This is a genomic window from Fulvimarina pelagi HTCC2506 (assembly GCF_000153705.1).
Classification (GTDB): domain Bacteria; phylum Pseudomonadota; class Alphaproteobacteria; order Rhizobiales; family Rhizobiaceae; genus Fulvimarina; species Fulvimarina pelagi.
This window is the reverse complement of record NZ_DS022272.1, coordinates 2,020,873-2,043,519: the sequence shown is the minus strand read 5'-3', so window position 1 is coordinate 2,043,519 and position 22,647 is coordinate 2,020,873. Positions and strand designations below refer to the sequence as shown.

Genomic DNA, 22,647 nt, shown 5'->3' with positions numbered 1-22,647 from the left:
ATTTGGTTTCACTGGTCGAGGTCGACGCGCGCTGCCGAAAGGATCGGACCTGGCTCACCGGTCCGCGACATAACCTGGATGAAAACGGCACAACCATTCTCCCCGCTGGCGCCATTCGTCAGCGTCGAGATCGGCAGGCTGATCTTCATCGGTTCGCCAGACCACGCGCTGAGAATTCGCCAGTCGCGGACGGGGTTCGTCTCGGTTAACGTCTCTCCCAGGTTCTCGCCCTGAGTGATCTGCGTTTTCGAACTCTTGTCGTAGGTGACGACTATCAGCACCGGTAGCGATCCGTTGTCCACAGGCTCCTTCATGCTGGCACGGATCTTCAGATTGTCGCCAGCGATCCTTGCGGAGAGCGATGCGCTTCCCCCGCTGCCGATCGGCCCGAGATCGTCTAGGACTTCCGCAACGCTTTCGTACTCCGCGCCCACCATCTGCTGTTGGCCATCAATCACCATCTGCGGTGTGAACAACGTAGAAAGATTGAACCTCTTGCCGTACGCCTGCTGCCGCGCTGTGTTCTGAGACGAGCCGTAAGTGTCACGCCAGCCGATATAGTCCCAGTAGTCGACGTGATAGGCGAGCGCGAGTACGTCGGCTTCTTCAGACAGTTTGGAGAGTACCGTTTCGGCCTGTGGACAGGAACTGCAGCCTTGGCTTGTGAAGAGCTCGACGACGTGATCGACCTTGGTCGAGGCGATCGTCTGATCGATGCCCTCCGCACGTCCAGGGCCCGTCAATGTCAACATCAATGCGAGCATCGAAATGGAGACCGGCGTCCTGGCGGTGTGCTTCACCTTGGATCGGGCAATTTCTACCGATTCTAGAATGCCGGAGACATGCAAGGTGCTCGCTTAACCTCGATCAATCAATGATATAAGTCAAATGATCCTGTTTTGATGAGATTAAAGGTCTGCGCGTTGGCTAACCAGTCACGTGGGGGTGAGATGGAAAACGATCGCGCGAAGCGCTCGTGATGAAGTTGTGAGCGACGAGCGCGGCAACCCTGGCGATACAAAAAGGCCGCCAGGCGAAAACCCGGCGGCCCTGAGTGTCAGCTATTTCGGAATCATCACCTAAGCTGCGAGTTGGCGCAGCACGTAGTGAAGAATACCGCCGTTCTTATAGTAGGACAGCTCGTCATCGGTATCGATGCGCGTCTTGATCTTGACCGTCTGCTTCGATCCATCGGCGCTCTCGATCACCGCTTCCATTTCCCGGCGTGGCCGGATGTCAGTAAGGCCCTCGATGGTAACCTTCTCGTCACCCTTGAGACCGAGCTTCTCCCAGGACTGACCTTCCTCAGCAAAGACGAACGGTACAACGCCCATACCGACGAGGTTCGAGCGGTGAATGCGCTCGAAACTCTCGGCGATCACCGCCTTGACGCCGAGAAGGATCGTGCCCTTCGCAGCCCAATCGCGAGAGGAGCCGGTACCGTATTCCTTGCCGGCGAAGACGACGAGCGGCACGCCCTCGTCCTTGTACTTCATCGCCGCGTCGTAGATCGGCATCTGCTCGCCCGACGGATGGTGGACCGTCACGCCGCCTTCGACGCCCGGCACCATCTGGTTCTTGATGCGGATATTCGCGAAAGTGCCTCGCATCATCACCTGATGGTTGCCGCGACGGGCGCCATAGGAGTTGAAGTCAACCGGACGCACCTGATGGCTGACGAGATATTCGCCCGCCGGGCCATCCTTCTTGATCGAACCGGCTGGTGAGATGTGGTCCGTTGTGATCGAGTCGGCGAAGAGGCCGAGGATGCGGGCGCCTTTAATATCTTCGACCGGCTCCGGCTCCTGATCCATCCCGTCGAAATAGGGCGGGTTCTGGACATAGGTGGAAGTGTCGTCCCAATCGTAGGTGAGGCCGCCGGACACGTCGATCTTGCGCCAGTGCTCGTCGCCTTTGAAGACATCGGCATAGCGGTTCTCGAACATGTCGCGGGTGACCGTCTCGCGGACGATTTCGGCGATCTCGTGCGTCGAAGGCCAGATATCGCTGAGATAGACGTCGTTGCCGTCCTTGTCCTGGCCGAGCGGCTCCTTGGTGATGTCCTTGAACATCGTACCAGCGATCGCGTAGGCGACGACGAGCGGCGGAGAGGCGAGATAGTTCGCCCGGACGTCCGGATTGACCCGGCCCTCGAAGTTGCGGTTACCTGAAAGCACCGATGCAGCGACGAGATCGTTCGCGTTGATCGCATCCGAAATCGGCTCCGGGAGCGGTCCCGAATTGCCGATACAGGTGGTGCAGCCATAGCCGACGAGATTGAACCCCATCTTGTCGAGGTCTGTTTGGAGCCCGGACTTCTCGAGATATTCCGTCACCACCTGCGAGCCGGGGGCGAGTGAGGTTTTCACCCACGGCTTTACTGTCAGACCCTTCTCATGCGCCTTGCGGGCGACAAGCCCGGCCGCGACGAGAACGTTCGGGTTCGAGGTGTTGGTGCAGGAGGTGATCGCTGCGATCACCACGTCGCCATGGGAGAGGCCGTGCGCTGCGCCTTCGACTTCATGGCGATAGGCCACGTCGCTCGGCACCTCGTTGGGAAGGGTCGCGCCTTCATCCATGAAACGCGAATCGCCCTGCGACTGCGGGTTGTCGTCTTTCTTACGGCCGCCTTTGATTTCGTGTAGCGCCTTATGAAACGCCGGAGCGGCATCGGTCAGCGCCACGCGGTCCTGCGGGCGCTTCGGCCCGGCGAGCGACGGCACGACCGTCGCGAGGTCCAGTTCGAGTGTGTCTGTGAATACGGGATCGGGCGTCGAATCCTCGCGGTACATACCTTGCGCCTTGCCGTAGGCTTCAACGAGCGCGATGCGGTCCTTCTGACGGCCCGTTGCCTCAAGATAGGCGATCGTATCCTTGTCGATCGGGAAGAAACCGCATGTAGCGCCGTACTCCGGCGCCATGTTTGCGATGGTCGCCTGATCCTCGAGCGTGAGGTTCGAAAGACCCGGGCCAAAGAACTCGACGAACTTGCCGACGACACCTTTCTTACGAAGCATCTCCGTAACCGTCAGCACGAGGTCGGTCGCGGTCGTGCCGTCTGGCAGCGCGCCGTCCAGCCTGAAGCCGATGACCTCCGGGATCATCATCGAGATTGGTTGACCGAGCATAGCTGCCTCGGCCTCGATGCCGCCGACGCCCCAGCCGAGAACCGACAGGCCGTTGATCATCGTGGTGTGAGAGTCGGTACCGACCAGCGTATCCGGATATGCGATCGTCTCGCCGTTCTCGTCCCGGGTCCAAACGGTCTGGCCGAGATATTCGAGGTTGACCTGGTGGCAGATTCCGGTACCCGGCGGCACGACGCGGAAGTTCTGGAAGGCTTCCGAACCCCAGCGCAGAAACTGATAGCGCTCCTTGTTACGTCCGTATTCGGCGTCGACGTTCTTTTCGAATGCGTCCGGCGAGGCGAAAAAGTCGACCATGACCGAGTGGTCAATCACGAGGTCGACAGGCACCAGTGGGTTCACCTTCTTGGGATCTGCACCGAGCTGCTTGGTTGCGTCGCGCATGGCGGCGAGGTCGACGACGGCGGGAACGCCGGTGAAGTCCTGCATCAGGACTCGCGCCGGGCGATAGGCAATCTCGTAGCCGGCCTTGCCCTTGTCATCGAGCCATTTCGAGACGGCGTGGATGTCCTCCTTGGTCACAGTGCGCCCGTCCTCGTTGCGCAGCAGATTCTCAAGGAGCACTTTCATCGAGAATGGCAGGCGGGAAATGCCTTCGAGACCGTTCTTCTCAGCTTCCTTAAGGTCAAAATATACGTAGGGCTTGCCGTCGACATCGAGCGTCTTGCGGCAATTGAAGCTGTCGGGATGATTGGACATGGAGCGTGTCGTTCCTTCTCGAACCGAGACGACGGCCGAAGGGCGGACAGCCTTCGCGCGGCGGAAAACGCGCGTCGAAGATGCGGGTACGACCATTTCCGCGTTGTCCGCCCCGGGCACCCTCGGGAGATGGAAGTGCCGCAGTATCGGCTCTGATGACGATCCACGCCGGTCGCTGGCATGGTTTGCACGGTTCACTTAGCGCCGATTGGAACGGCTATAAAGGGTGTGAGCGCCGCAAGTTACGAATTTATGCTTCACTGCAGCATAAGGCGAGAAGAAGCGATTTGACTTCCGCAGCTGCTTTCAGATTGATCGCATGGCTGCAAGTCCAGTCTAAAGGACTCTAAAGTCTAGAGCCGGCGCAACCGCTTTCGTCTTTCGGTTGCCAGTTTGCACTTGAACGGATTTAAAGGTTCTGCGAAGACGAATGTGCAACTCAAGGGCGTGCGATGCCGGTGAACAAGAAAATGCCAAACCCAATCGACATTCATGTCGGCTCGCGCGTTAGGCTTCGGCGCACCATGCTCAGTCTCAGCCAGGAAAAGCTCGGTGAAGCGCTCGGAATAACGTTTCAGCAGGTCCAGAAATACGAGAAGGGCACGAACCGGATCGGCGCCAGTAGACTGCAACGAATATCGGAGGTTCTGAAGGTACCAGTTGCGTTCTTTTTCGAGGATGCCCCAACGAACGGCAATACCGTTACTGGAATGAGCGAGCCCCATGGCGGGGACTACATGGTCGATTTCCTCTCGACCTCCGAGGGACTGCAGCTCAACAAGGCTTTCATAAAGATCGGAAACCAGAAAGTCAGACGCCGAGTCGTCGATCTCGTGCGCTCTCTGGCGGAAAATGACGAGGACGACTGACAACTGCATGCTCGTCTTGCGATGGGCGGCGCCCTTCGTTCCAAAGGACCCGAAATCGCATGAAATTGCACTTTTGTGTACTTTTTGATGACCCAACGGCGTAGTCTGCTCTCGCGATATATTACCCCCTTCGCCTTGACCTTCGCGTCGCAATCGCTTCAAACGCACCCCCGAACGGTCGAATTTCCCTGCTGTTTGTGAAAGCGCGGTGGCGGCCGGTCTTTGATTTTTAGGAAGACAGGAGTGCTATTGAATGGCGCATGCCAATTACATCTTTACGAGCGAAAGCGTTTCGGAAGGCCATCCTGACAAGGTCTGCGACCGCATTTCGGATGAGATCGTCGATCTCATCTATCGCGAGGCGCGGAAGACTGATGCCGATCTGTGGGACGTTCGTATCGCATGTGAGACCCTCGCGACCACCAATCGCGTCGTAATCGCCGGTGAGGTTCGCCTCCCGAAATCACTGATGAAAACCAACAAAGCCGGTGAAGAGGTCATCAACGCAGGCCGCATCCGTTCCGCGGCACGCCGGGCGATCCGGGATATCGGCTACGAGCAGGACGGTTTCCACTGGAAGACCGCCAAGATCGACGTGCTGCTGCACTCCCAGTCCGCCGACATCGCGCAGGGCGTGGACAAGTCGCACGAGACGCGGGACACCAAGAGCGCAGACACCGACGAGGGCGCGGGCGATCAGGGCATCATGTTCGGTTACGCCTGCCGCGAGACGCCGGACATGATGCCGGCGCCGATCTACTACTCGCACAAGATCCTCGAACTGCTCTCGGCAGCGCGCAAGAAGGGCGAGGGTGAGGTCGCCCAGCTCGGACCGGATGCCAAGAGCCAGGTCTCGATCCGCTACGAGAACGACGAGCCGGTCGAGGTGACCTCGATCGTCCTTTCGACCCAGCATGTCGATCCGACATGGGATTCGAAGAAGGTCCGCTCGGTCTGCGAGCCCTATATCCGCGAGGCCATGGGCGAGCTTCCGATCGCCAAGGACTGCATCTGGTACATCAACCCGACCGGCAAGTTCGTGATCGGCGGACCAGACGGCGATGCTGGCCTCACCGGCCGCAAGATCATCGTCGACACCTATGGTGGCATGGCGCCCCATGGCGGCGGCGCATTCTCGGGCAAGGACACGACCAAGGTCGACCGTTCGGCGGCGTATATGGCCCGCTATCTCGCCAAGAACGTCGTCGCGGCCAAGCTCGCCGACAAGTGCACGATCCAGCTGGCCTACGCCATCGGCGTCGCCCAGCCGGTCTCGGTCTACGTCAACATGCACGGCACCGGGAACAAGGTGACCGAGGAGCAGGTAGAAAAAGCGATCCGCGCGACGGTCGACCTGTCGCCGACCGGCATCCGCAAGCATCTCGACCTCAACAAGCCGATCTACGGCAAGACGGCAGCCTACGGCCATTTCGGTCGCAAGCCGGGCCGCGACGGCTCGTTCTCCTGGGAGAAGACCGATCTCGGTACGAAGCTGAAGGCGGCGATCAAGGAAGGCTGAGGCCGAACGCGCACGGAGGCGACAAGCGCCTCCCGAACAGTGGAAGCCGCGCCGCCCGGGCGCGGCTTCTTTGCATTCACGAGACAGCGGGGCCGGTCCGGGCGCCAGACGAGAAAGCCGAACGAGAGATGAGCGGCGAGACGAAACCATCCCACCCGACGCGCCAGCGCGAGGCTTTCTTCGGACGGCTGAAGGGCCCCAAGCTGCGCGAGCGCCAGCGCCGGCTTATCGAGGAAGTCCTGCCGCAGCGCCGGATCGATCTGGCCAAGGGTCCACCATCCCAGCTGAGAGACCTCTTCCCCGTCACTGTCGATGAGATCCGGCTTGAGATTGGCTTCGGCGGTGGGGAGCATCTGCATCACGAGACCGGGCGATACCCCGAGACGGGGTTCATCGGCGTCGAACCCTTCATCAACGGTATGGCCAAGTTGCTCGGCGCCCTCGACGATGCGCCGCGGGACAATCTTCTGCTCTTCGACGAAGACGCCGTCACCCTGCTCGACTGGCTCCCGACGGCCAGTCTTTCGGGCGTCGATCTCTTCTATCCGGACCCATGGCCTAAGAAGCGGCATTTCAAGCGCCGGTTCGTGAACGCGACCAATCTTGACCGGCTGGCCCGCGTCTTGAAGCCGGGCGGCCACTTCCGCTTCGCCTCCGACATCGACACCTATGTGAACTGGACGCTCGTCCATTGCCGCGATCATCCTGCCTTCTCGTGGATCGCAGAAGGTCCGTTCGACTGGCGGACTCCTTATGAAGGCTGGCCGGGTACGCGCTACGAAGCAAAGGCGAAGCGAGAGAAACGAACGCCGGCCTATCTGACCTTCGTTCGGCGTTAGGTCGACCTCCCTCGAATGAAGGAAGATAGGTGAGTCGGGACTTCGAGCATGAGCATAAGGCTTCTTTCGATGCACAAAGATACAATGTGTATCGAGAGATGTTTTGATGCACGCCATCCATCGCATGAGTATACGGTCACTCCGGCAAGTTGCATTCAATATCGCTCTTGAACCCGCTGCCCGATCAGCGTATATCGAAGTCATATTCTCTACGGTCGTTTCGAGAGAGTGGGTCCCCCCGGTCCCGCTCTTTTTTGTTTTCGGTGAGCGCCGAAAGCCTGTTCGGGACGGCGTAGACATGACGCGACATTGAAAGCGCGCGGCATCGCGGCTGCAGCGAAACCACCGGAGCGACATTGACCGAAAAGGAAACGCGCATCGTCACCGAGGACGGGTTGGAGGCGAAGATCGCATCCATCGTCGAACCCGCGATCGAACAGACCGGCTATCGGCTGGTGCGGGTGCGCGTGTCTGGAATGAACGGCAAGACGGTGCAGATCATGGCGGAGCGGCCTGACGGCACGATGGACGTCGAGGGCTGCGAGGAAGTGAGTCGCGCTATCTCGCCGGTGCTCGAGACTGAGGATCCGGTCGACGGCGCCTATCATCTGGAGCTTTCCTCGCCCGGCATAGACCGGCCGCTCGTGCGTGTGTCCGACTTCGAAACATGGGCCGGCTTCTTGATGAAGCTGGAGACCTCACGTCTCGTCGCTGATCGCAAGCGCTATCGGGGCAAAATAGTGAAGGTCGAGAACGGCACGATCACCATCGAGCGGGACCAGCCGGCCTATGGCGAGCCGGCATCGGTGGAGATCCCGCTCGACGCCGTCGCTGACGCGCGGCTCGTTCTTACCGATGACCTGATCGAAGCCTCGCTGAAGGCCGACAAAGCCCGGCGCAAGGGGCGCGGCAACGCTGCGGCTTCAGATGCCGATGGCGGCGGCGAGACCAGCCGCCCGCATTGATCCATCCGTCGGGATGCGGGGTCCTTCCGCGCTTCGACGCCAGACCGGTCCGTACGCCGGCAACGTGATAATATTTCGAGATCGTGTCCGCGCTCACGCGCCGGGGCGATCCTGATCGGAGGACTGAAGACATGGCAGTGAGTGCGAACAGGCTGGAACTTCTGCAGATCGCGGATGCCGTCGCCCGTGAAAAGACGATCGACCGCGAGATCGTCATCGAGGCGATGGCCGACGCTATTCAGAAGGCGGCCCGCAGCCGTTACGGCCAGGAAACCAACATCCGCTGTGATATCAACACCAAGACCGGTGAGATGAAGCTGCAGCGGTTGCTCGAGGTCGTCGAAGATGTCGAGGATCCGGCGACGCAAATTTATCTGGAGCTCGCCCGCGACAAGAACCCCGACGCCGAGCCCGGCGATTTCATCGCTGAGCAGCTTCCTCCGATGGATTTCGGCCGCATTGCGGCACAGTCGGCCAAGCAGGTCATCGTGCAGAAGGTGCGCGAAGCCGAACGCGACATGCAGTACGACGAGTACAAGGATCGCGTCGGCGAGATCATCAACGGCCAGGTCAAGCGCGTCGAATACGGCAATGTCATCGTCGATCTCGGCAAGGGCGAAGCCATCATCCGTCGCGACGAGCAGATCCCGCGCGAACTCTATCGTCCGGGTGATCGGGTGCGCGCCTATGTTTACGACGTGCGCCGCGAACCGCGGGGTCCGCAGATTTTCCTGTCGCGCACCCATCCGCAGTTCATGGCGAAGCTCTTTACGATGGAAGTGCCGGAGATTTACGACGGCATCATCACGCTGAAATCGGTCGCCCGCGATCCGGGCTCGCGTGCCAAGATCGCCGTCGTCTCGTCCGATTCGTCCGTCGATCCAGTTGGCGCCTGCGTCGGTATGCGCGGCTCCCGCGTTCAGGCAGTCGTCGGCGAACTCCAGGGCGAGAAGATCGATATCATTCCCTGGTCGCCAGATGCGGCCTCCTTCATCGTCAACGCACTGCAGCCGGCGGAAGTCGCCAAGGTCGTTCTCGATGAGGACGCCGAGCGCATAGAGGTCGTTGTGCCAGACGATCAGCTGTCGCTGGCCATCGGCCGGCGTGGGCAGAACGTGCGTCTCGCTTCGCAGCTGACCGGCTGGGATATCGACATCCTCACCGAGGAGGAAGAATCCGAGCGTCGGCAGAAGGAATTCAACGAGCGATCGGAAATCTTCATGGAGGCGCTCAACGTCGACGAGATGGTCGGTCAGCTTCTCGCGTCCGAAGGCTTTGCGACTGTTGAAGAGGTCGCCTATGTAGACGCGGAAGAGGTCTCTTCGATCGAAGGTTTCGACGAGGACACCGCCGAAGAGCTTCAGAGCCGTGCGCGCGAATTTCTCGAACGGCGTGAAGCCGAATTCGACGCGAAACGGGTCGAACTCGGTGTCGCCGACGAACTCAAGCAGATCCCGGGTCTAACCACCGAGATGCTCGTTGCGCTCGGCGAGGACGGCACCAAGACGATCGAGGATTTCGCGGGCTACGCGGTCGACGATCTTTGTGGCTGGACGGAGCGTTCCAAGGGCGAGACCAAGCGCTTCGAGGGCACGCTGAGCAAGTTCGACGTCAGCCGAGCCGATGCCGAGCAGATGGTTCTCAACGCCCGGCTGAAGGCGGGCTGGATCACCGAGGAAGACCTCGCCGGCGACGAAGAGGCCGAGGAGGAAATCGAGGCAGAGACCGCGTAGGCGGTGCCGGGAGCGATCATCCGGTGTCCGGCGTTCAGGGACGCTCCCCGATGCCTGGCTTCGAACGAGCGAGGGAACGAGGATTGGTGACGACGGACGCGCTCGTGGGCGATCCGGCTGACGAAGAGGAGATGGTTCTGAACGACCGGACCTGCATCGTGAGCCGCGAGACGATGGATGCCGATCGCCTTGTCCGCTTCGTCCTCTCGCCGGACGGGAATGTGGTACCGGACCTGAAGCGGCGCCTGCCGGGGCGCGGCGCGCATGTCCGGTGTGATAGGGCAGCGGTCGAGGAGGCGGTTCGCCGTAAACTTTTCGCCCGCGCTTTCCGGGCGGAAGTGAAGGGTCCGTTTGATTTAGGAGCCGATCTAGACCGGCTGCTCGCCAAATCCGCGCTCGGCTCCATGGGCCTCGCTAAGAAGGCGGGGCAACTGGTCACCGGCTCCGCGAAGGTCGAGGCGGCGGCCCGTTCCGGTGCAGCGCTCCTCGTCCTACATGCGCAGGACGCGAGCGAAGACGGCCGACGTCGGATTACGGCGGCGCGCTATGCGGGCGCCGATGGAATGATGGAGAACGCGGTCCCGGCCGTCGCACCGTTTTCGGGAGAGGAAATGGATTTGGCGCTCGGGGGTGGAAATGTGATACATGCGGCGATCCTTTCCGGAGACGCGGGAACGGCCGCCGCAAGACGCCTTTGGGCGCTGCTGGAATACCGAGGCGAGAGCGTCGGGGCCGATATTGCGGATCCGGAACGAAACGCGCATGGCGAGGTCCAGCGATGAATTGAGTCGAATTCGGGAACGCACCCTTGCAAGGCGGCATTCCCAACACGGAACGGGCGCGGCGCGGACGCTGTGCCGAGAAACGGAATTATAGATGAGCGATACCAAGTCCGGCGACGACAAGACGCTGAGCGTGAACCAGAAGAAGACCCTGTCCCTGAAGCGTGGCGGCAACGAGCAGTCCACGGTCAGGCAGAATTTTTCCCATGGGCGCTCGAAGAACGTCGTGGTCGAGACGAAGAAGCGTCGGATCACCAAGCCGGGCGAAACGGGCGCATCTTCGGCTGTTACCGAGGGCCTGAAGCCGCGCCAGCCGAAGCCGGCTGCTCCTGAACCGGCCAAGCCCGCCGAGACGAAGGCGCCCGCGTCGGACAATCGCACGGTCGCTCCGCCGCCGCCGCGCCCACAGGCGCCCTCAGGCAAGCCGCGGAATATCGAATTCGCCAAGCCGCAACCGGCAAAGCCTGAACCGGTCGAAACCCCGACGGCTGAAGCCGAGACGCTGCCACAGGCGGAAGTCGAGGCTCCAAAGCCTGAGGTAAAGGTCGAGGAACCAGCCAAAGCAACGCCTGCCAAGACCGAAAGCGCTGCCCCAGCTCCGAAGCCTTCCGCTGGAGCGACTGCCCCTCAGGGCCGCGGCGGACAAAATGGCGCGCGCGGTCGCGACGACCGCAGGCCAGGCAGCGGGCGTCCTGATCGTCGTGATTCTACAGGTGGCGGTGGCACCAGCCAGCAGCGCTCGCCGCGCGGCGCAGTCCTTTCCGATCTTTCCTCGCGCGAAATGGACGCGCGCAAACGTGCGCTCGAAATCGCCAAGCAGCGTGAGGCCGAGGCGCGCCGCATCTTCCAGGAAGACGAAGCTCGCCGTAAGTCCGAGGACGAGCGCCGCCAGCGCGAGCGTGCCGAGGCCGAACAACGTGCAGCAGAAGAGGCTGAACGCCGCGAGCGCGAAGCTGAAGAACGCCGCAAAGCCGAAGAGAATGCACGGCGCAAACCTGCTGTCGCGAAGGGGCGGCCAGGCCCCGCGGAACCCGATCCGATGTCGCCGGCCGACGCCGAAATCGCGCTCGCCCGCGGTGGGAAGACCGATGCTCGCCGAAAGGGTGCCGACGAGGACGATTCCAGCCGCTCGCGTTCACGCAAGGGTGGAGCCGAGGCGCCGCGTGGCGGTGCGAAGTCCTCGGGCGATCGTCGCCGTGGTAAGCTGACGCTCGATAAGGCCCTTTCGGGCGACGAGGGCGGTCGCGGGCGTTCGCTTTCGTCGATCCGTCGCCGTCAGGAAAAATTCAAACGGTCGCAGCAAAGCGTTCCGAGAGAGAAGATTTCGCGCGAAGTGATTATTCCCGAAACGATCACGATCCAGGAACTCGCCAACCGCATGTCGGAGCGATCCGTCGACGTCATCAAGTACCTCATGAAAGAGGGGCAGATGATGAAGCCGGGCGACATCATCGACCAGGATCTCGCCGAACTGATTGCGTCTGAATTCGGCCATACGATCAAGCGCGTCGCGGAGTCTGATGTTGAGGAAGGTATCTTCAACGTCGAGGACAAGGAGGAGAACCTCCAGTCCCGTCCGCCAGTCGTCACGATCATGGGCCATGTCGACCACGGCAAGACCAGCCTGCTCGACGCTATCCGCAAGACCAAGGTTGCCTCCGGAGAGTCCGGCGGTATTACCCAGCACATCGGCGCTTATCAGGTGGAGCAGGGCGGACAGAAGGTGTCGTTCATCGACACGCCGGGTCACGCTGCCTTTACTTCGATGCGTGCCCGCGGTGCACAGGCAACGGATATCGCCGTTCTCGTGGTCGCGGCAGACGACAGCGTGATGCCGCAGACTGTTGAATCCATCAATCACGCGAAGGCGGCCGGTGTGCCGATCATCGTGGCGATCAATAAGATGGACAAGCCGGACGCTGATGCCGCGAAGGTCCGCAACGGCCTTCTTCAGCATGAGGTTTTCGTCGAATCCATGGGCGGCGAGGTGCTCGACGTCGAGGTGTCGGCCAAGAACGGCACCAATCTCGACAAGCTCCTCGAAGCGATCCTTCTACAGGCCGAGATCCTCGACCTGAAAGCCGACCCTGACCGGACGGCCGAGGGTGTCGTCATCGAAGCCCAACTCGACAAGGGTCGCGGTTCGGTTGCGACCGTCCTCATTCAGACCGGAACGCTCAAGCGGGGCGACATCGTCGTCGCCGGCGACGAGTGGGGCCGCGTACGTGCGCTCGTCAACGACCGCGGCGAACAAATGTCGGAGGCACCGCCTTCCATGCCCGTCGAGGTACTCGGCATGCAGGGTACGCCGATGGCCGGTGATCGCTTCGCCGTTGTCGAATCGGAGGCAAAGGCGCGCGAAATTTCCGACTATCGCCAGCGTCTGACGCGCGAGAAGCAGGTCGCCAAGTCGGCCGGCCAACGCGGCTCGCTCGAGCAGATGATGAGTCAGCTGACCGACTCGGGCCTTAAGACGTTCCCGCTTCTCATCAAGGGCGACGTCCAAGGTTCGATCGAGGCGATCGACGGTGCGCTGGAAAAGCTTGGCACGGACGAGGTGCAGGCACGTATAATCCATTCCGGCGCCGGCGCGATCACCGAGTCGGACATCGCGCTTGCCAAGGCCTCGAATGCCTCGATCATCGGCTTCAACGTGCGCGCCAACAAGCAGGCGCGGGATGCTGCCGCCCAAGAGGGCATCGAGATCCGTTACTACAACGTCATCTACGACCTTGTGGACGACGTGAAGGATGCAATGTCGGGCCTTCTGGCGCCGGAACGTCGCGAGACCTTCATCGGCTATGCGGAGATCAAGGAGGTCTTCCAGATCACCAAGGTCGGCAAGGTCGCAGGCTGTCTCGTTACGGAAGGCGAGGTCGAGCGTGGCGCGGGTGTGCGCCTCCTGCGCGAAGACGTCGTCATCCACGAAGGCACGCTCAAGACGCTCAAGCGCTACAAGGACGAAGTATCGAAAGTCCAGAGCGGTCAGGAATGCGGTATGGCGTTTCAGAACTACGAGGACATTCGCCAGGGCGACGTAATCGAGTGCTTCCGCGTCGAGCATGTGGCTCGCAAGCTGTAAAGCATCGCGGTGAGTGCATACTGATTAGGGAGTAAGGCGGGCGAGCGATCGACCGCCTTTTCTCATTTTTGCATACTTTCTCGTGCTTCTCGTAACGCTGATGCGGAATTGCTCTAGCGTTTCGCACGCTCCTTCGCATAATGCGGTATGAGGGTTTTGGGGTTCGGGGGCGGCAGATGGCGAAGGGGATCGATAGCGCGATCGACTCTGTGAGCGAACGTGTCGAGGGGATCTGCGAGTTCCTTCATGAACTCGATTCCGGCAAGCCGGTCGACGAACAGGCCCTCAAGACGGCGGTCCACGACTGCGCCAATGTTTCCCAGTCGATGAAGAGCCTTAAGCGCGTCGCCGAGCGTCTCGAAAGCCAGCGCAAACCGAGCAAGTGACCGGCTTCGTTCGCTAAGCTGCGAACCTGTCCGGACCGCCAGTCTAGCCTTCTCCCGTACCATCACCTATTGCGGGTTGACCGACGTGTGCGACATCGATCGTTCACGCCGCGCCGAAGACGCCAAAGCAGGATCGTTCGATCATGGTGGCCACCGACATCGCGACGCGGGTTTGGAATCACACCTTCAAGCTTGATCCGATAGTCCGCTCGCTGCTCGACACGGACTTTTACAAGCTCCTGATGCAGCAGATGGTTTTCGGCCTCTATTCGGACGTCGACGCTACCTTCAAGTTGATCAACCGGACGAAGTCGGTCAAGCTCGCTGTCGAGATCGACGAGGCTGAATTGCGAGCGCAACTCGACTATGCGCGCACGCTGAAATTTACCAAGCGCGAGATGATCTGGCTCGCCGGCAACACTTTCTACGGCAACAGCCAAATCTTCCGGCCGGACTATCTCGAATGGCTCGCCGGCTTCCAACTGCCTCCCTATGAGTTACGAACAGTCGACGGACAGTTCGAGCTAACCTTTGAAGGTCGTTGGAAACACACGATGATGTGGGAGATCCCGGCGCTCGCCATTGTCAACGAACTGCGTTCCCGCGCCGCCTTGCGCGATTTCGAGCGCTTCGAGCTCGATATCGCCTATGCCCGCGCAAAAACCAAAATGTGGGAAAAGGTGGAGCGGCTGAAGGCTCTGTCGGACCTCAAGATCTCCGATTTCGGTACGAGGCGCCGGCATTCCTTCCTTTGGCAGCGCTGGTGCGTCGAAGCTTTGAAAGAGGGCCTTGGCAACAGGTTGATTGGCTCTTCCAACGTGCTCCTGGCCATGGAGACCGATCTCGAAGCGATCGGTACCAACGCGCACGAACTGCCGATGGTCCTCGCCGCTCTTGCCCAGAGCGAGACCGAACTCCGTGCTGCGCCTTATAAGGTTCTGGAGGACTGGCAGAGCTATTACGGCGGTAATCTTCTAATCGTCCTCCCCGATACCTTCGGGACGGGCAGTTTCCTGAAGGATGCGCCGCACTGGTTGGCCCGTTGGACTGGCTTCCGCCCGGACTCCGCCCCGCCGATCGCTGGCGGGGAAGAGATCATCGCATGGTGGGCGAGAAGGGGGGTCGACCCGAAAGAACGCTTGCTCGTCTTTTCCGACGGTCTCGACTCCGATACCATCGAAGAGGTCTATCGCCATTTCCACGGGCGTGTTCGCATGAGCTTCGGATGGGGCACGAATCTCACCAACGACTTCCGCGGCGTCGCGCCGGAACCAGTCGACGGTCTCGAAGCCATCTCGCTCGTTTGCAAGGTCGTCAGCGCCAACGGACACCCTGCCGTAAAGCTCTCGGACAATGCGGCGAAAGCGACTGGCGATCCGCGCGAAGTCGAGCGTTACTTGAAGATTTTCGGCGAGCCGGAATACGGCGAGCGCAAAGTCGCGGTCTAATCGCCGCCGCGTTCCCTGGGCACGTCTGAGCGGCGATCGCGCTCCACGTCTGCCTCGTGCCTAGCCTCTTCAGGCGCGTTCGCTGCTGCCTCGTCATCCGCATCGTCGAAGCTGTCGGCTTCGAACATGTCGGCCTCTTCGAGTTTGCTTTGTTCGGGCGACTGCGCCGCGCCGACAGCGAGCGCGGCGAGTGCGCCTTTCTTCGGAGGCACGAGCACTTGAGCCGGGCGGATGCGGAGCTTGGCGATGCGGTTCTTGTCGCGTTTAAGCACCGTAAAACGCTTCTGGAAAAAGGTGAAAGCCTGACGTTCCTCGGGAATTGTGCCCGTCTCGTGGATGACGAGGCCGGCGATCGTTACAGCCTCCTCGTCCGGCAGATTCCAGTCGAGGGCGCGGTTGAGATCGCGGATCGGCACTTGGCCGTCGACCACGACTGAGCCATCGGCCTCGGTCGTGACGCCCTGCATCTCCAGATCATGCTCATCGGCGATATTGCCGACGATCTCTTCCAGAATGTCTTCCAGCGTGATGAGCCCTTCGACCTCGCCATATTCGTCGACGACGATGGCGAAGTGGGTCTTGCGACGCAGAAACGCATTGAGCTGGTCCTGCAGTGTCGTCGTCTCCGGAACGAACCACGGGCTGGTACAGACCTTGAGAATGTCGATCTTTCCTGGATCGTTTTCCACGTCGTGGAGCGCCCGAAGCAGATCTTTGGCATGCACGATGCCGACGATGTTGTCGTAGTGCCCGCGCCAGATAGGCATGCGCGTATAGGGGCTTTCGAGGATCTGCTTGACGATCTCGGCCGGCGGATCCTCGGCGTTGACCTGCCGCATGCCGGTACGGTGGACCATGACGTCGGAAACTTCGAGTTCATGCAGATCGAGCAATCCACCCAGCCGATTCCGGTCGGCGTTCACCAGCGAGCCCTCGCGGTGGAGTACCTCGACAGCGCCGCGCAACTCTTCGTGGGCGGTCAGCAGCGAAGCTGAGGAATCGCGGCCGGCGCCCAGAAGAAACAGCAGCTTGCGGACGATCCAGTTGACGATGCGGGTGAGGGGACCGAGCGTCGCGACGACGATCGAGACCGCCCGCGCGACCTTTAGAGCAAAGCCGTCCGGCGAGGCGATCGCCGCTGATTTCGGCAGCACCTCCGCGAAGATGACGACGAGGATGGTCATCGCGACCGTCGCGTAGACGACGCCCGACTGGCCGAAGATACCGAGAAAGGCGGTCGTCGCCAGCGAGGAGGCTAGGATGTTGACGAGATTGTTGCCGATGAGGAGCGCGCCGATAAGACGGTCGTTCTTCTCGACCAGCTTCTGGACGATCGTCGCCCGCTTGTCTCCGTTCCGTTCATAGCTCATGAGCCGCGCCCGCGAGACTGCGGTGAGGGCGGTCTCCGAGCCCGAGAAAAAGGCAGAACAGCAGATCAGGAGAACGATAAAGAAGATCAGGACCCCAAGCGCCAGCGTCATTGCGAAAGCTCCTGTTCCAGAAAGCCACGGACCGTTTGAGGATCGACGCCGTTCTCGACATAGGCTTTGCCGATGCCTCGGGTAAGAATGAAGGTAAGCGCGCCGCGAGAGACCTTCTTGTCTTGGGCGATGGCATCTAGCAGATCATCGACTTTCGGCTCTTCGCCGGGAATGTCTTGGATGCGGGTCGGCAGGCCGACAGCCGAAAGATGAATCTCGATACGCCGCGCATCCTCATCCGGGGCAAGGCCGAGATGAGCACAGAAACGGTGGGCAAGGCAGACGCCGATCGCGACGCCCTCGCCATGGACGAGCCGGGCCGCGTCGTATCGGCAGACCTTCTCCAATGCATGGCCGAAGGTGTGGCCGAGATTGAGCAACGCGCGAGAGGCTTCCTCCATCTCGTCACGCGCGACCACTTCGGCCTTGGCTTCGCAGGCGGCAGCGATCGCGTCGATACGCGCGGTTCCGCCAGCGAAGATCTCGCGGTGGTTCTCGTCCAGCCACTCGAAGAAGTCCGGCCGGTCGATCAGTCCATATTTCACAACTTCCGCGTAGCCGGCTGCAAATTCCCGCGGCAATAGCGTATCGAGGAGGGCGGTATCGGCGAGGACCAGGCTCGGCTGGTGGAACGCGCCCACGAGGTTCTTGCCCTGAGGCGAATTGATGCCGGTCTTGCCGCCTACAGAGGAATCGACCTGGGCGAGAAGACTTGTGGGCATCTGCACGAGCGCCATGCCGCGCCGGACAATCGCGCTGGCAAAACCTGCGACGTCGCCGATGACGCCGCCACCGAACGCGAGAACGATGTCGCCACGCTCGAACCGGCCCTCGATAATTGCTTCGACCACCTGTTCGAGACTGCCGTAGGATTTTGTCTTTTCGCCAGCCGGTAGCACGATCGCGTTGTGGTCAATCCCTTCCGAATCCAGCGCTATACGAAGCCTGTCGAGATGCAGCCTCGCAACGTTCTCGTCGGTCACGATCGCGACCCGTGCGTGCGGCAGCACGTTCTTGATCCGCGTTCCCGCTTCGTCGATCAAGCCCGGCCCGATGACGATGTCGTAGGATCGCTCGCCAAGTGGGACAGTGATCGTCTTCGGTCCACGGGGCGCAGATTCGCCCTCGTTTCGCTCCGCATTCACGATGGATCTCTCCTGCACAGATAGGCTCGAATCGCCTCTGCCGCCTCGGCCGCGATGACCTCGCGCTTTACGTCGCGCGATTGGATGATGATGTCCGCACTGCCGTAAACCGGATAGCGCTCGCCCATCAGTTTCGACATGATCTTACGCGGATCGCCGGTCTTCAGGAGAGGACGATTGTTGCGCTTCATGACACGCGCCATCAGCGTGTCGAGGTCGGCCTTCAGCCAGAGGGTCACAGCGTGATCTTTAAGATGACTCCGGGTCTCCGGATTGAGGTAGGCGCCGCCGCCGGTGCCCAAGACGCGCGGTCCCTCCTGCACGAGCCGTGAGACGACGCGGGCTTCGAGTGCCCTGAATTCGGGTTCGCCATAGGCTTCGAAAAGCTCCGGGATCGACATCCGCGAGACCTGTTCGATCTCCTGGTCGCTGTCGGAAAAAGGAAGTCCAAGGAGTGCTGCAAGTCTGCGCCCAACGGTTGTCTTGCCTGCTCCCATCAGACCGACGAGCGCGACCGATCGGTCCTGGAGTTTCTCCCGGACATCCGAATAATCGAGCGCTGCCGTGGTCGATGTCATTAAGTTGCGTCTTTCCTCACTCGTCGCAAGTTGCCGAGGGCCGCGTTGTCGGGCCGGCCTTTCAGGCGAGTCGTCCCTCGAAAACTACGCCAACAAAAGGGATTGCGCCGAGTTTTGCTTTGCAATATCGGCGCGCCAAGATAAAAGCCTTTCCAAGAACCGCCGCCCTTTTCGCGAAGACGCCTTTTCCCCAGAGGCCGCATCACGAAATCCGCCGAACGCCGCGATGCCGACCCTTTTCCGTCTCCTCACGATCCTCGCGATCATTGCCGGCATCATCTACGGCATCATGGCTGCGCTCGTCTACTTCGTAGAGCCGACGCGCAGTGAACTCACGATCGAAGTCCCCTTGCCGCCGCTGACGCCTGTCGAGCCGGAGCCGGAGTCTGAGCCTGCCCCACCGGCTCCGGACGAAGCGGCGGAAGCGACTGGCGGCGCCGAAGCCGCCGCTGAGAGCGCTCGATGAACGCGCCACAGGATGGTGGTTCGAGCATCGGACCTGGCGATGGTGCGGTGATCGAGGCCTTTCTGGAGATGATGGCCGTGGAGCGCGGAGCCGCCGACAACACGCTCCAGGCCTATGCCCGCGATCTAGACGCCGCGCGCAGCTTCCTGAAACCCCATGGTGGCCTGATGCGGGCGGACAGCGATGCGATCCGCGCCTATCTCACTTCGCTTTCCGCCGAAGGGCTGTCTGAGTCGACACGCTCTCGGCGGCTGTCGGCGCTCCGCCAGCTCTATCGCTTTCTCTATACCGAAGGTCGGCGGACCGACGATCCGACAAGTCCGATCGAGGGCGCCCGCAAGAAGCGACCCCTGCCGAAGGTCATGAGCGAAGACGAGGTCGACCGGCTTCTGGATCTTGCTGAGGCCGAAACGAACGACGCCGAGCTCTCGCCGTCTTCGCGCGTCCGCGCGATCCGTCTCCGCGTCCTCGTCGAACTTCTCTACGCCACCGGTCTCCGTGTATCGGAACTCGTTTCTTTGCCGAAGAGCATGCTCGTCAACCGGGCGCGTACGATCACAGTTCTCGGTAAAGGCAACAAGGAGCGTCTGGTGCCGATCGGCGCGGCGGCCCGTGAGTCGCTCGACGCCTATGGTCAGGCGCTAAAGGCGGCTGGTTTGAACAACGAAGGGCCTTGGCTCTTCCCCGCCGATTCCGAGAGCGGCCATCTCAGCCGCCAGGTCTTTGCGCGCGAGTTGAAGGGTCTTGCCGCGCGCACCGGCATATCCGCCGCCAAAATCTCGCCGCACGTTCTGCGGCATGCCTTTGCGAGCCATCTCCTGCAGAACGGCGCCGATCTGCGCGCCGTTCAAGAGCTTCTTGGCCATGCCGATATTTCGACGACCCAGATCTATACTCACGTGCTGGAAGAGCGTCTGCACAAGCTCGTCACCGAGCATCATCCCCTTTCGGTAGGGCGCGGGCCCTGATAACAGACGCGCAAATCGAACTCCATGGATCCCCTTGACGTTACCGAAGCAGCCGGCGAGGCGTGAGGAGTTCTCGGGCGAGAAACGGAAACGAATGTACAACTACCTGGATTTCGAACGACCAGTCGCCGACCTCGAGGGACAGATTCTCGAACTCAGGAAGATCGAGGCCGAGGACGGTGCAGTCGATGTGCACGAAGAGATCGACCGGTTGGAGACGCGCTCCCGGGACGCGCTCGCCAGCCTCTATCAGAAGCTGACCCCCTGGCAGAAGACGCAGGTCGCGCGCCATCCGGACCGGCCGCACTGTAACGACTACATCAAGCGTTTGATCACCGACTTCACGCCGCTTGCCGGCGACCGCTACTACGCCGAGGATTACGCGATGATCGCCGGCTTTGGCCGGTTCGACGGCCAGTCCGTCGCGGTGATCGGTCAGGAGAAAGGCAACGACACCCAGACGCGGCTGAAGCACAATTTCGGCATGGCGCGGCCCGAGGGCTACCGCAAGGCCGTCCGCGTAATGGAGCTGGCCGCCCGGTTTGATATCCCGGTTGTCACGCTTGTCGATACAGCCGGCGCCTATCCTGGCATTGGTGCAGAAGAGCGCGGTCAGGCCGAGGCTATCGCCCGCTCGATCGAGACCTGTCTCAATCTCACCGTGCCGCTCGTATCGGTGGTCCTCGGCGAGGGCGGCTCCGGCGGGGCCATCGCCATCGCCACGGCGAATCGGGTCTACATGCTCGAACACGCAATCTATTCGGTGATTTCGCCCGAAGCAGGCGCATCGATTCTCTGGCGTGACGCGACCCGCGCCAGAGATGTTGCACAGGCAATGAAAATTACGGCGCAGGATCTTAAGGAGTTCGGGATCATCGACGCGATTGTGGAAGAGCCGATCGGCGGCGCCCATCGCGATCCGGACAGTGCGATCGAAGCCGCCGCAAGTCACGTCCGTGCGGGCTTTTCGGAACTGTCCGGCCTCGATGGTGCGACCTTGAAGACTCAGCGACGGGAAAAGTTTCTATCGATCGGTCGCAATCTTTAGTCGTTGTTGCCCTGCCGCAACGCAGCGCAGTTGTCTTCCGTCGGGTTATTCTGCCTAAATCTCGCCGCTGTTATGCGACCATCTGACACTCGGCTGGGCTCGCCCCCGTCGCGCTTGCGGCGAGTGAGCAGGCCGAAGCAAAATAGGGCTGTTTAACGACACCTTAATTTGCTTCTACGAGGATGAGGGGAAACGCGCGAAGGTTCGGCATTCGGCTCAAGCTTCCCGCGTGATGCGATCCGCCGGGCACGCCGCCCCGGGTCGCGGATAAGACAGAGCGCGGGGTCCGGCTATGGGGATGGTCGTCCCGCGCTCCTCAATTGGGGGAAGCCACGGGATCATGATTGTCCGCCGCCTCTTGACCGGAGCTTTCCTGGCTACCGCGCTGTTCACAGCAACCAGTTGCAAATACGCCGATCTGTTGCCCGCGGAAGCGCCGTTACCGGCCGCACTCGTCGCGCAGATACGGGCGAACAGCATGGGCGTCAATTCGCCGATGCTGGTGCGCCTCTTCAAGGAAGAATCGGAACTCGAGGTCTGGAAGCAGCGTACGGATGGGACCTACGCGCACCTCAAGACCTATCCGATCTGCGCCTGGTCCGGGAAGCTCGGGCCGAAATTCGCTGAAGGCGATCGCCAGGCTCCCGAAGGCTTCTACAACGTCAATCCGACCCAGTTGAACCCGAATTCCAGCTATCATCTCGCGATCAACATGGGTTACCCGAACACCTATGATCGGGCGAACGGCCGCACCGGCAGCCATCTGATGATCCACGGTTCGTGCAACTCCTCCGGCTGCTACGCGATGGACGACGTGCAGGTGCAGGAAATCTACGGCCTCGCGCGCCACTCCTTCGAGGGCGGACAGCGAAACTTCCAGATCCAGGCCTATCCCTTCCGCATGACGCCGCAGAACATGGCGCGTCACAGCAATTCGGAACATTACGCATTCTGGACGATGCTGAAGAAGGGTTCGGACTATTTCGAGCAGACCCGCAAGCCGCCGCATGTAGGGGTCTGCGACCGCCGCTACATCTTCGACCAGTCGGCCGAGACGATCGCGCAGCTCTCGCCTACGGGCCCCTGTCCACAGACGAACGTTCCGGACCTCGTGATCTCCAAGCATATGCAGGATCAAGTGAAGGTCGAGGAACTGAAGTCGCGCATGAGCGCGAGCGAATTCGCGACCCAATCCTCCTTCAGCTATAGGACCGGCCAGCCGATCAGCGAAAAGGCCTACGCCGCCGAGCAACATCGCCGGCCTGGCTATGACCGCAACGGCAACCGCATCGGCGGCAGCGGTGGAATTTCCGGCTTCCTCAACCGGTAAACGGTAACAGAAAGGCCCGAAGCGGATAGCGTCGCAGCCCTTCCAATGTGAGCATGATCGCGACCTTCGACGCGCACAGGAAGCGCCGTGTCGGTGCCGCGTTTCCCACGATCCGCTCAAGAAGTCTCGCGCTCATAACGAGCGCCGCTAAGTCCATTGCGAT

At 61.2% G+C, this 22,647-nt stretch carries 18 protein-coding genes; 13 read left to right on the top strand and 5 right to left on the bottom strand.

The features are described 5' to 3' along the window. Positions 1-8: 8 nt before the first annotated feature. Together FP2506_RS09490 and acnA are read right to left on the bottom strand one after the other, a co-directional pair. The gene (locus FP2506_RS09490) at positions 9-752 is read right to left on the bottom strand and encodes a DUF1223 domain-containing protein (RefSeq protein WP_187289036.1); all 744 of its coding nucleotides are present in this window, start codon (positions 750-752) and stop codon (positions 9-11) included. Between the two features lie 327 nt (positions 753-1,079). Beyond that, positions 1,080-3,845 (bottom strand): aconitate hydratase AcnA, encoded by a 2,766-nt coding sequence (acnA, locus tag FP2506_RS09485; RefSeq protein ID WP_040489665.1) that lies wholly within the window; start codon positions 3,843-3,845, stop codon positions 1,080-1,082. 452 nt (positions 3,846-4,297) lie between these two features. On the opposite strand from acnA, the gene FP2506_RS09480 reads away from it, so the two are divergent. The 9 genes from FP2506_RS09480 (at position 4,298) to pncB (ending at position 15,468) form a co-directional block, all read left to right on the top strand. Beyond that, entirely contained in the window at positions 4,298-4,714 is a 417-nt protein-coding gene (locus FP2506_RS09480) for a helix-turn-helix domain-containing protein (RefSeq protein WP_007067243.1), read from the top strand. Between the two features lie 253 nt (positions 4,715-4,967). Further along, a complete protein-coding gene (metK, locus tag FP2506_RS09475; RefSeq protein ID WP_007067242.1) occupies positions 4,968-6,233 on the top strand; it encodes a methionine adenosyltransferase in 1,266 nt (421 codons plus the stop codon). A gap of 128 nt (positions 6,234-6,361) precedes the next feature. Then, positions 6,362-7,072, top strand: a complete 711-nt coding sequence (gene trmB / locus FP2506_RS09470) for a tRNA (guanine(46)-N(7))-methyltransferase TrmB (RefSeq protein ID WP_007067241.1) — start codon at positions 6,362-6,364, stop codon at positions 7,070-7,072. Positions 7,073-7,428: 356 nt separating this feature from the next. Then, a complete protein-coding gene (rimP, locus tag FP2506_RS09465; protein WP_007067240.1) occupies positions 7,429-8,037 on the top strand; it encodes a ribosome maturation factor RimP in 609 nt (202 codons plus the stop codon). Between the two features lie 131 nt (positions 8,038-8,168). Beyond that, positions 8,169-9,770 carry a transcription termination factor NusA gene (gene nusA / locus FP2506_RS09460; RefSeq protein WP_007067238.1) on the top strand — a complete coding sequence of 534 codons (1,602 nt, stop codon included), beginning with the start codon at positions 8,169-8,171 and terminating at the stop codon, positions 9,768-9,770. An 83-nt stretch (positions 9,771-9,853) separates the two neighbouring features. After that, a complete protein-coding gene (locus tag FP2506_RS09455) occupies positions 9,854-10,552 on the top strand; it encodes an RNA-binding protein (RefSeq protein WP_007067237.1) in 699 nt (232 codons plus the stop codon). 94 nt (positions 10,553-10,646) lie between these two features. Further along, positions 10,647-13,634 (top strand): translation initiation factor IF-2, encoded by a 2,988-nt coding sequence (infB, locus tag FP2506_RS09450; RefSeq protein ID WP_007067236.1) that lies wholly within the window; start codon positions 10,647-10,649, stop codon positions 13,632-13,634. A gap of 176 nt (positions 13,635-13,810) precedes the next feature. Beyond that, positions 13,811-14,020 carry a hypothetical protein gene (locus FP2506_RS09445; RefSeq protein ID WP_007067235.1) on the top strand — a complete coding sequence of 70 codons (210 nt, stop codon included), beginning with the start codon at positions 13,811-13,813 and terminating at the stop codon, positions 14,018-14,020. Between the two features lie 143 nt (positions 14,021-14,163). After that, positions 14,164-15,468, top strand: coding sequence for a nicotinate phosphoribosyltransferase (pncB, locus tag FP2506_RS09440; RefSeq protein ID WP_007067234.1), 1,305 nt, complete (start codon positions 14,164-14,166; stop codon positions 15,466-15,468). Here the strand turns inward: pncB and FP2506_RS09435 are convergent. Genes FP2506_RS09435 through FP2506_RS09425 form a run of 3 tightly spaced genes read right to left on the bottom strand, consistent with a single transcriptional unit; the run spans position 15,465 to position 18,672 of the window. Further along, positions 15,465-16,949 (bottom strand): HlyC/CorC family transporter, encoded by a 1,485-nt coding sequence (locus FP2506_RS09435; protein ID WP_007067233.1) that lies wholly within the window; start codon positions 16,947-16,949, stop codon positions 15,465-15,467. The two genes, pncB and FP2506_RS09435, sit on opposite strands and share 4 nt — an antisense overlap. Further along, complete coding sequence (aroB, locus tag FP2506_RS09430; RefSeq protein ID WP_007067232.1) at positions 16,946-18,094, bottom strand: 3-dehydroquinate synthase; 1,149 nt, start codon at positions 18,092-18,094, stop codon at positions 16,946-16,948. The genes FP2506_RS09435 and aroB overlap by 4 nt, the downstream gene beginning before the upstream one ends. Continuing rightward, entirely contained in the window at positions 18,091-18,672 is a 582-nt protein-coding gene (locus FP2506_RS09425) for a shikimate kinase (protein WP_007067231.1), read from the bottom strand. Before FP2506_RS09425 ends, aroB begins: the two co-directional genes overlap by 4 nt. A 226-nt stretch (positions 18,673-18,898) precedes the next feature. Here FP2506_RS09425 and FP2506_RS09420 point away from each other — a divergent pair, with 226 nt between their 5' ends. From FP2506_RS09420 to FP2506_RS09405, 4 genes are all read left to right on the top strand, one after another. After that, on the top strand, positions 18,899-19,138 hold the full coding sequence (locus FP2506_RS09420; protein ID WP_040489068.1) for a hypothetical protein: 240 nt from the start codon (positions 18,899-18,901) through the stop codon (positions 19,136-19,138). Continuing rightward, positions 19,135-20,106 carry a site-specific tyrosine recombinase XerD gene (locus FP2506_RS09415; RefSeq protein ID WP_007067229.1) on the top strand — a complete coding sequence of 324 codons (972 nt, stop codon included), beginning with the start codon at positions 19,135-19,137 and terminating at the stop codon, positions 20,104-20,106. The genes FP2506_RS09420 and FP2506_RS09415 overlap by 4 nt, the downstream gene beginning before the upstream one ends. 94 nt (positions 20,107-20,200) lie before the next feature. Further along, positions 20,201-21,154: an acetyl-CoA carboxylase carboxyltransferase subunit alpha gene (locus FP2506_RS09410; RefSeq protein WP_007067228.1), complete on the top strand. Its 954-nt coding sequence runs from the start codon at positions 20,201-20,203 to the stop codon at positions 21,152-21,154. A gap of 340 nt (positions 21,155-21,494) precedes the next feature. Next, complete coding sequence (locus tag FP2506_RS09405) at positions 21,495-22,484, top strand: L,D-transpeptidase family protein (protein WP_007067227.1); 990 nt, start codon at positions 21,495-21,497, stop codon at positions 22,482-22,484. Positions 22,485-22,647: the final 163 nt, after the last annotated feature.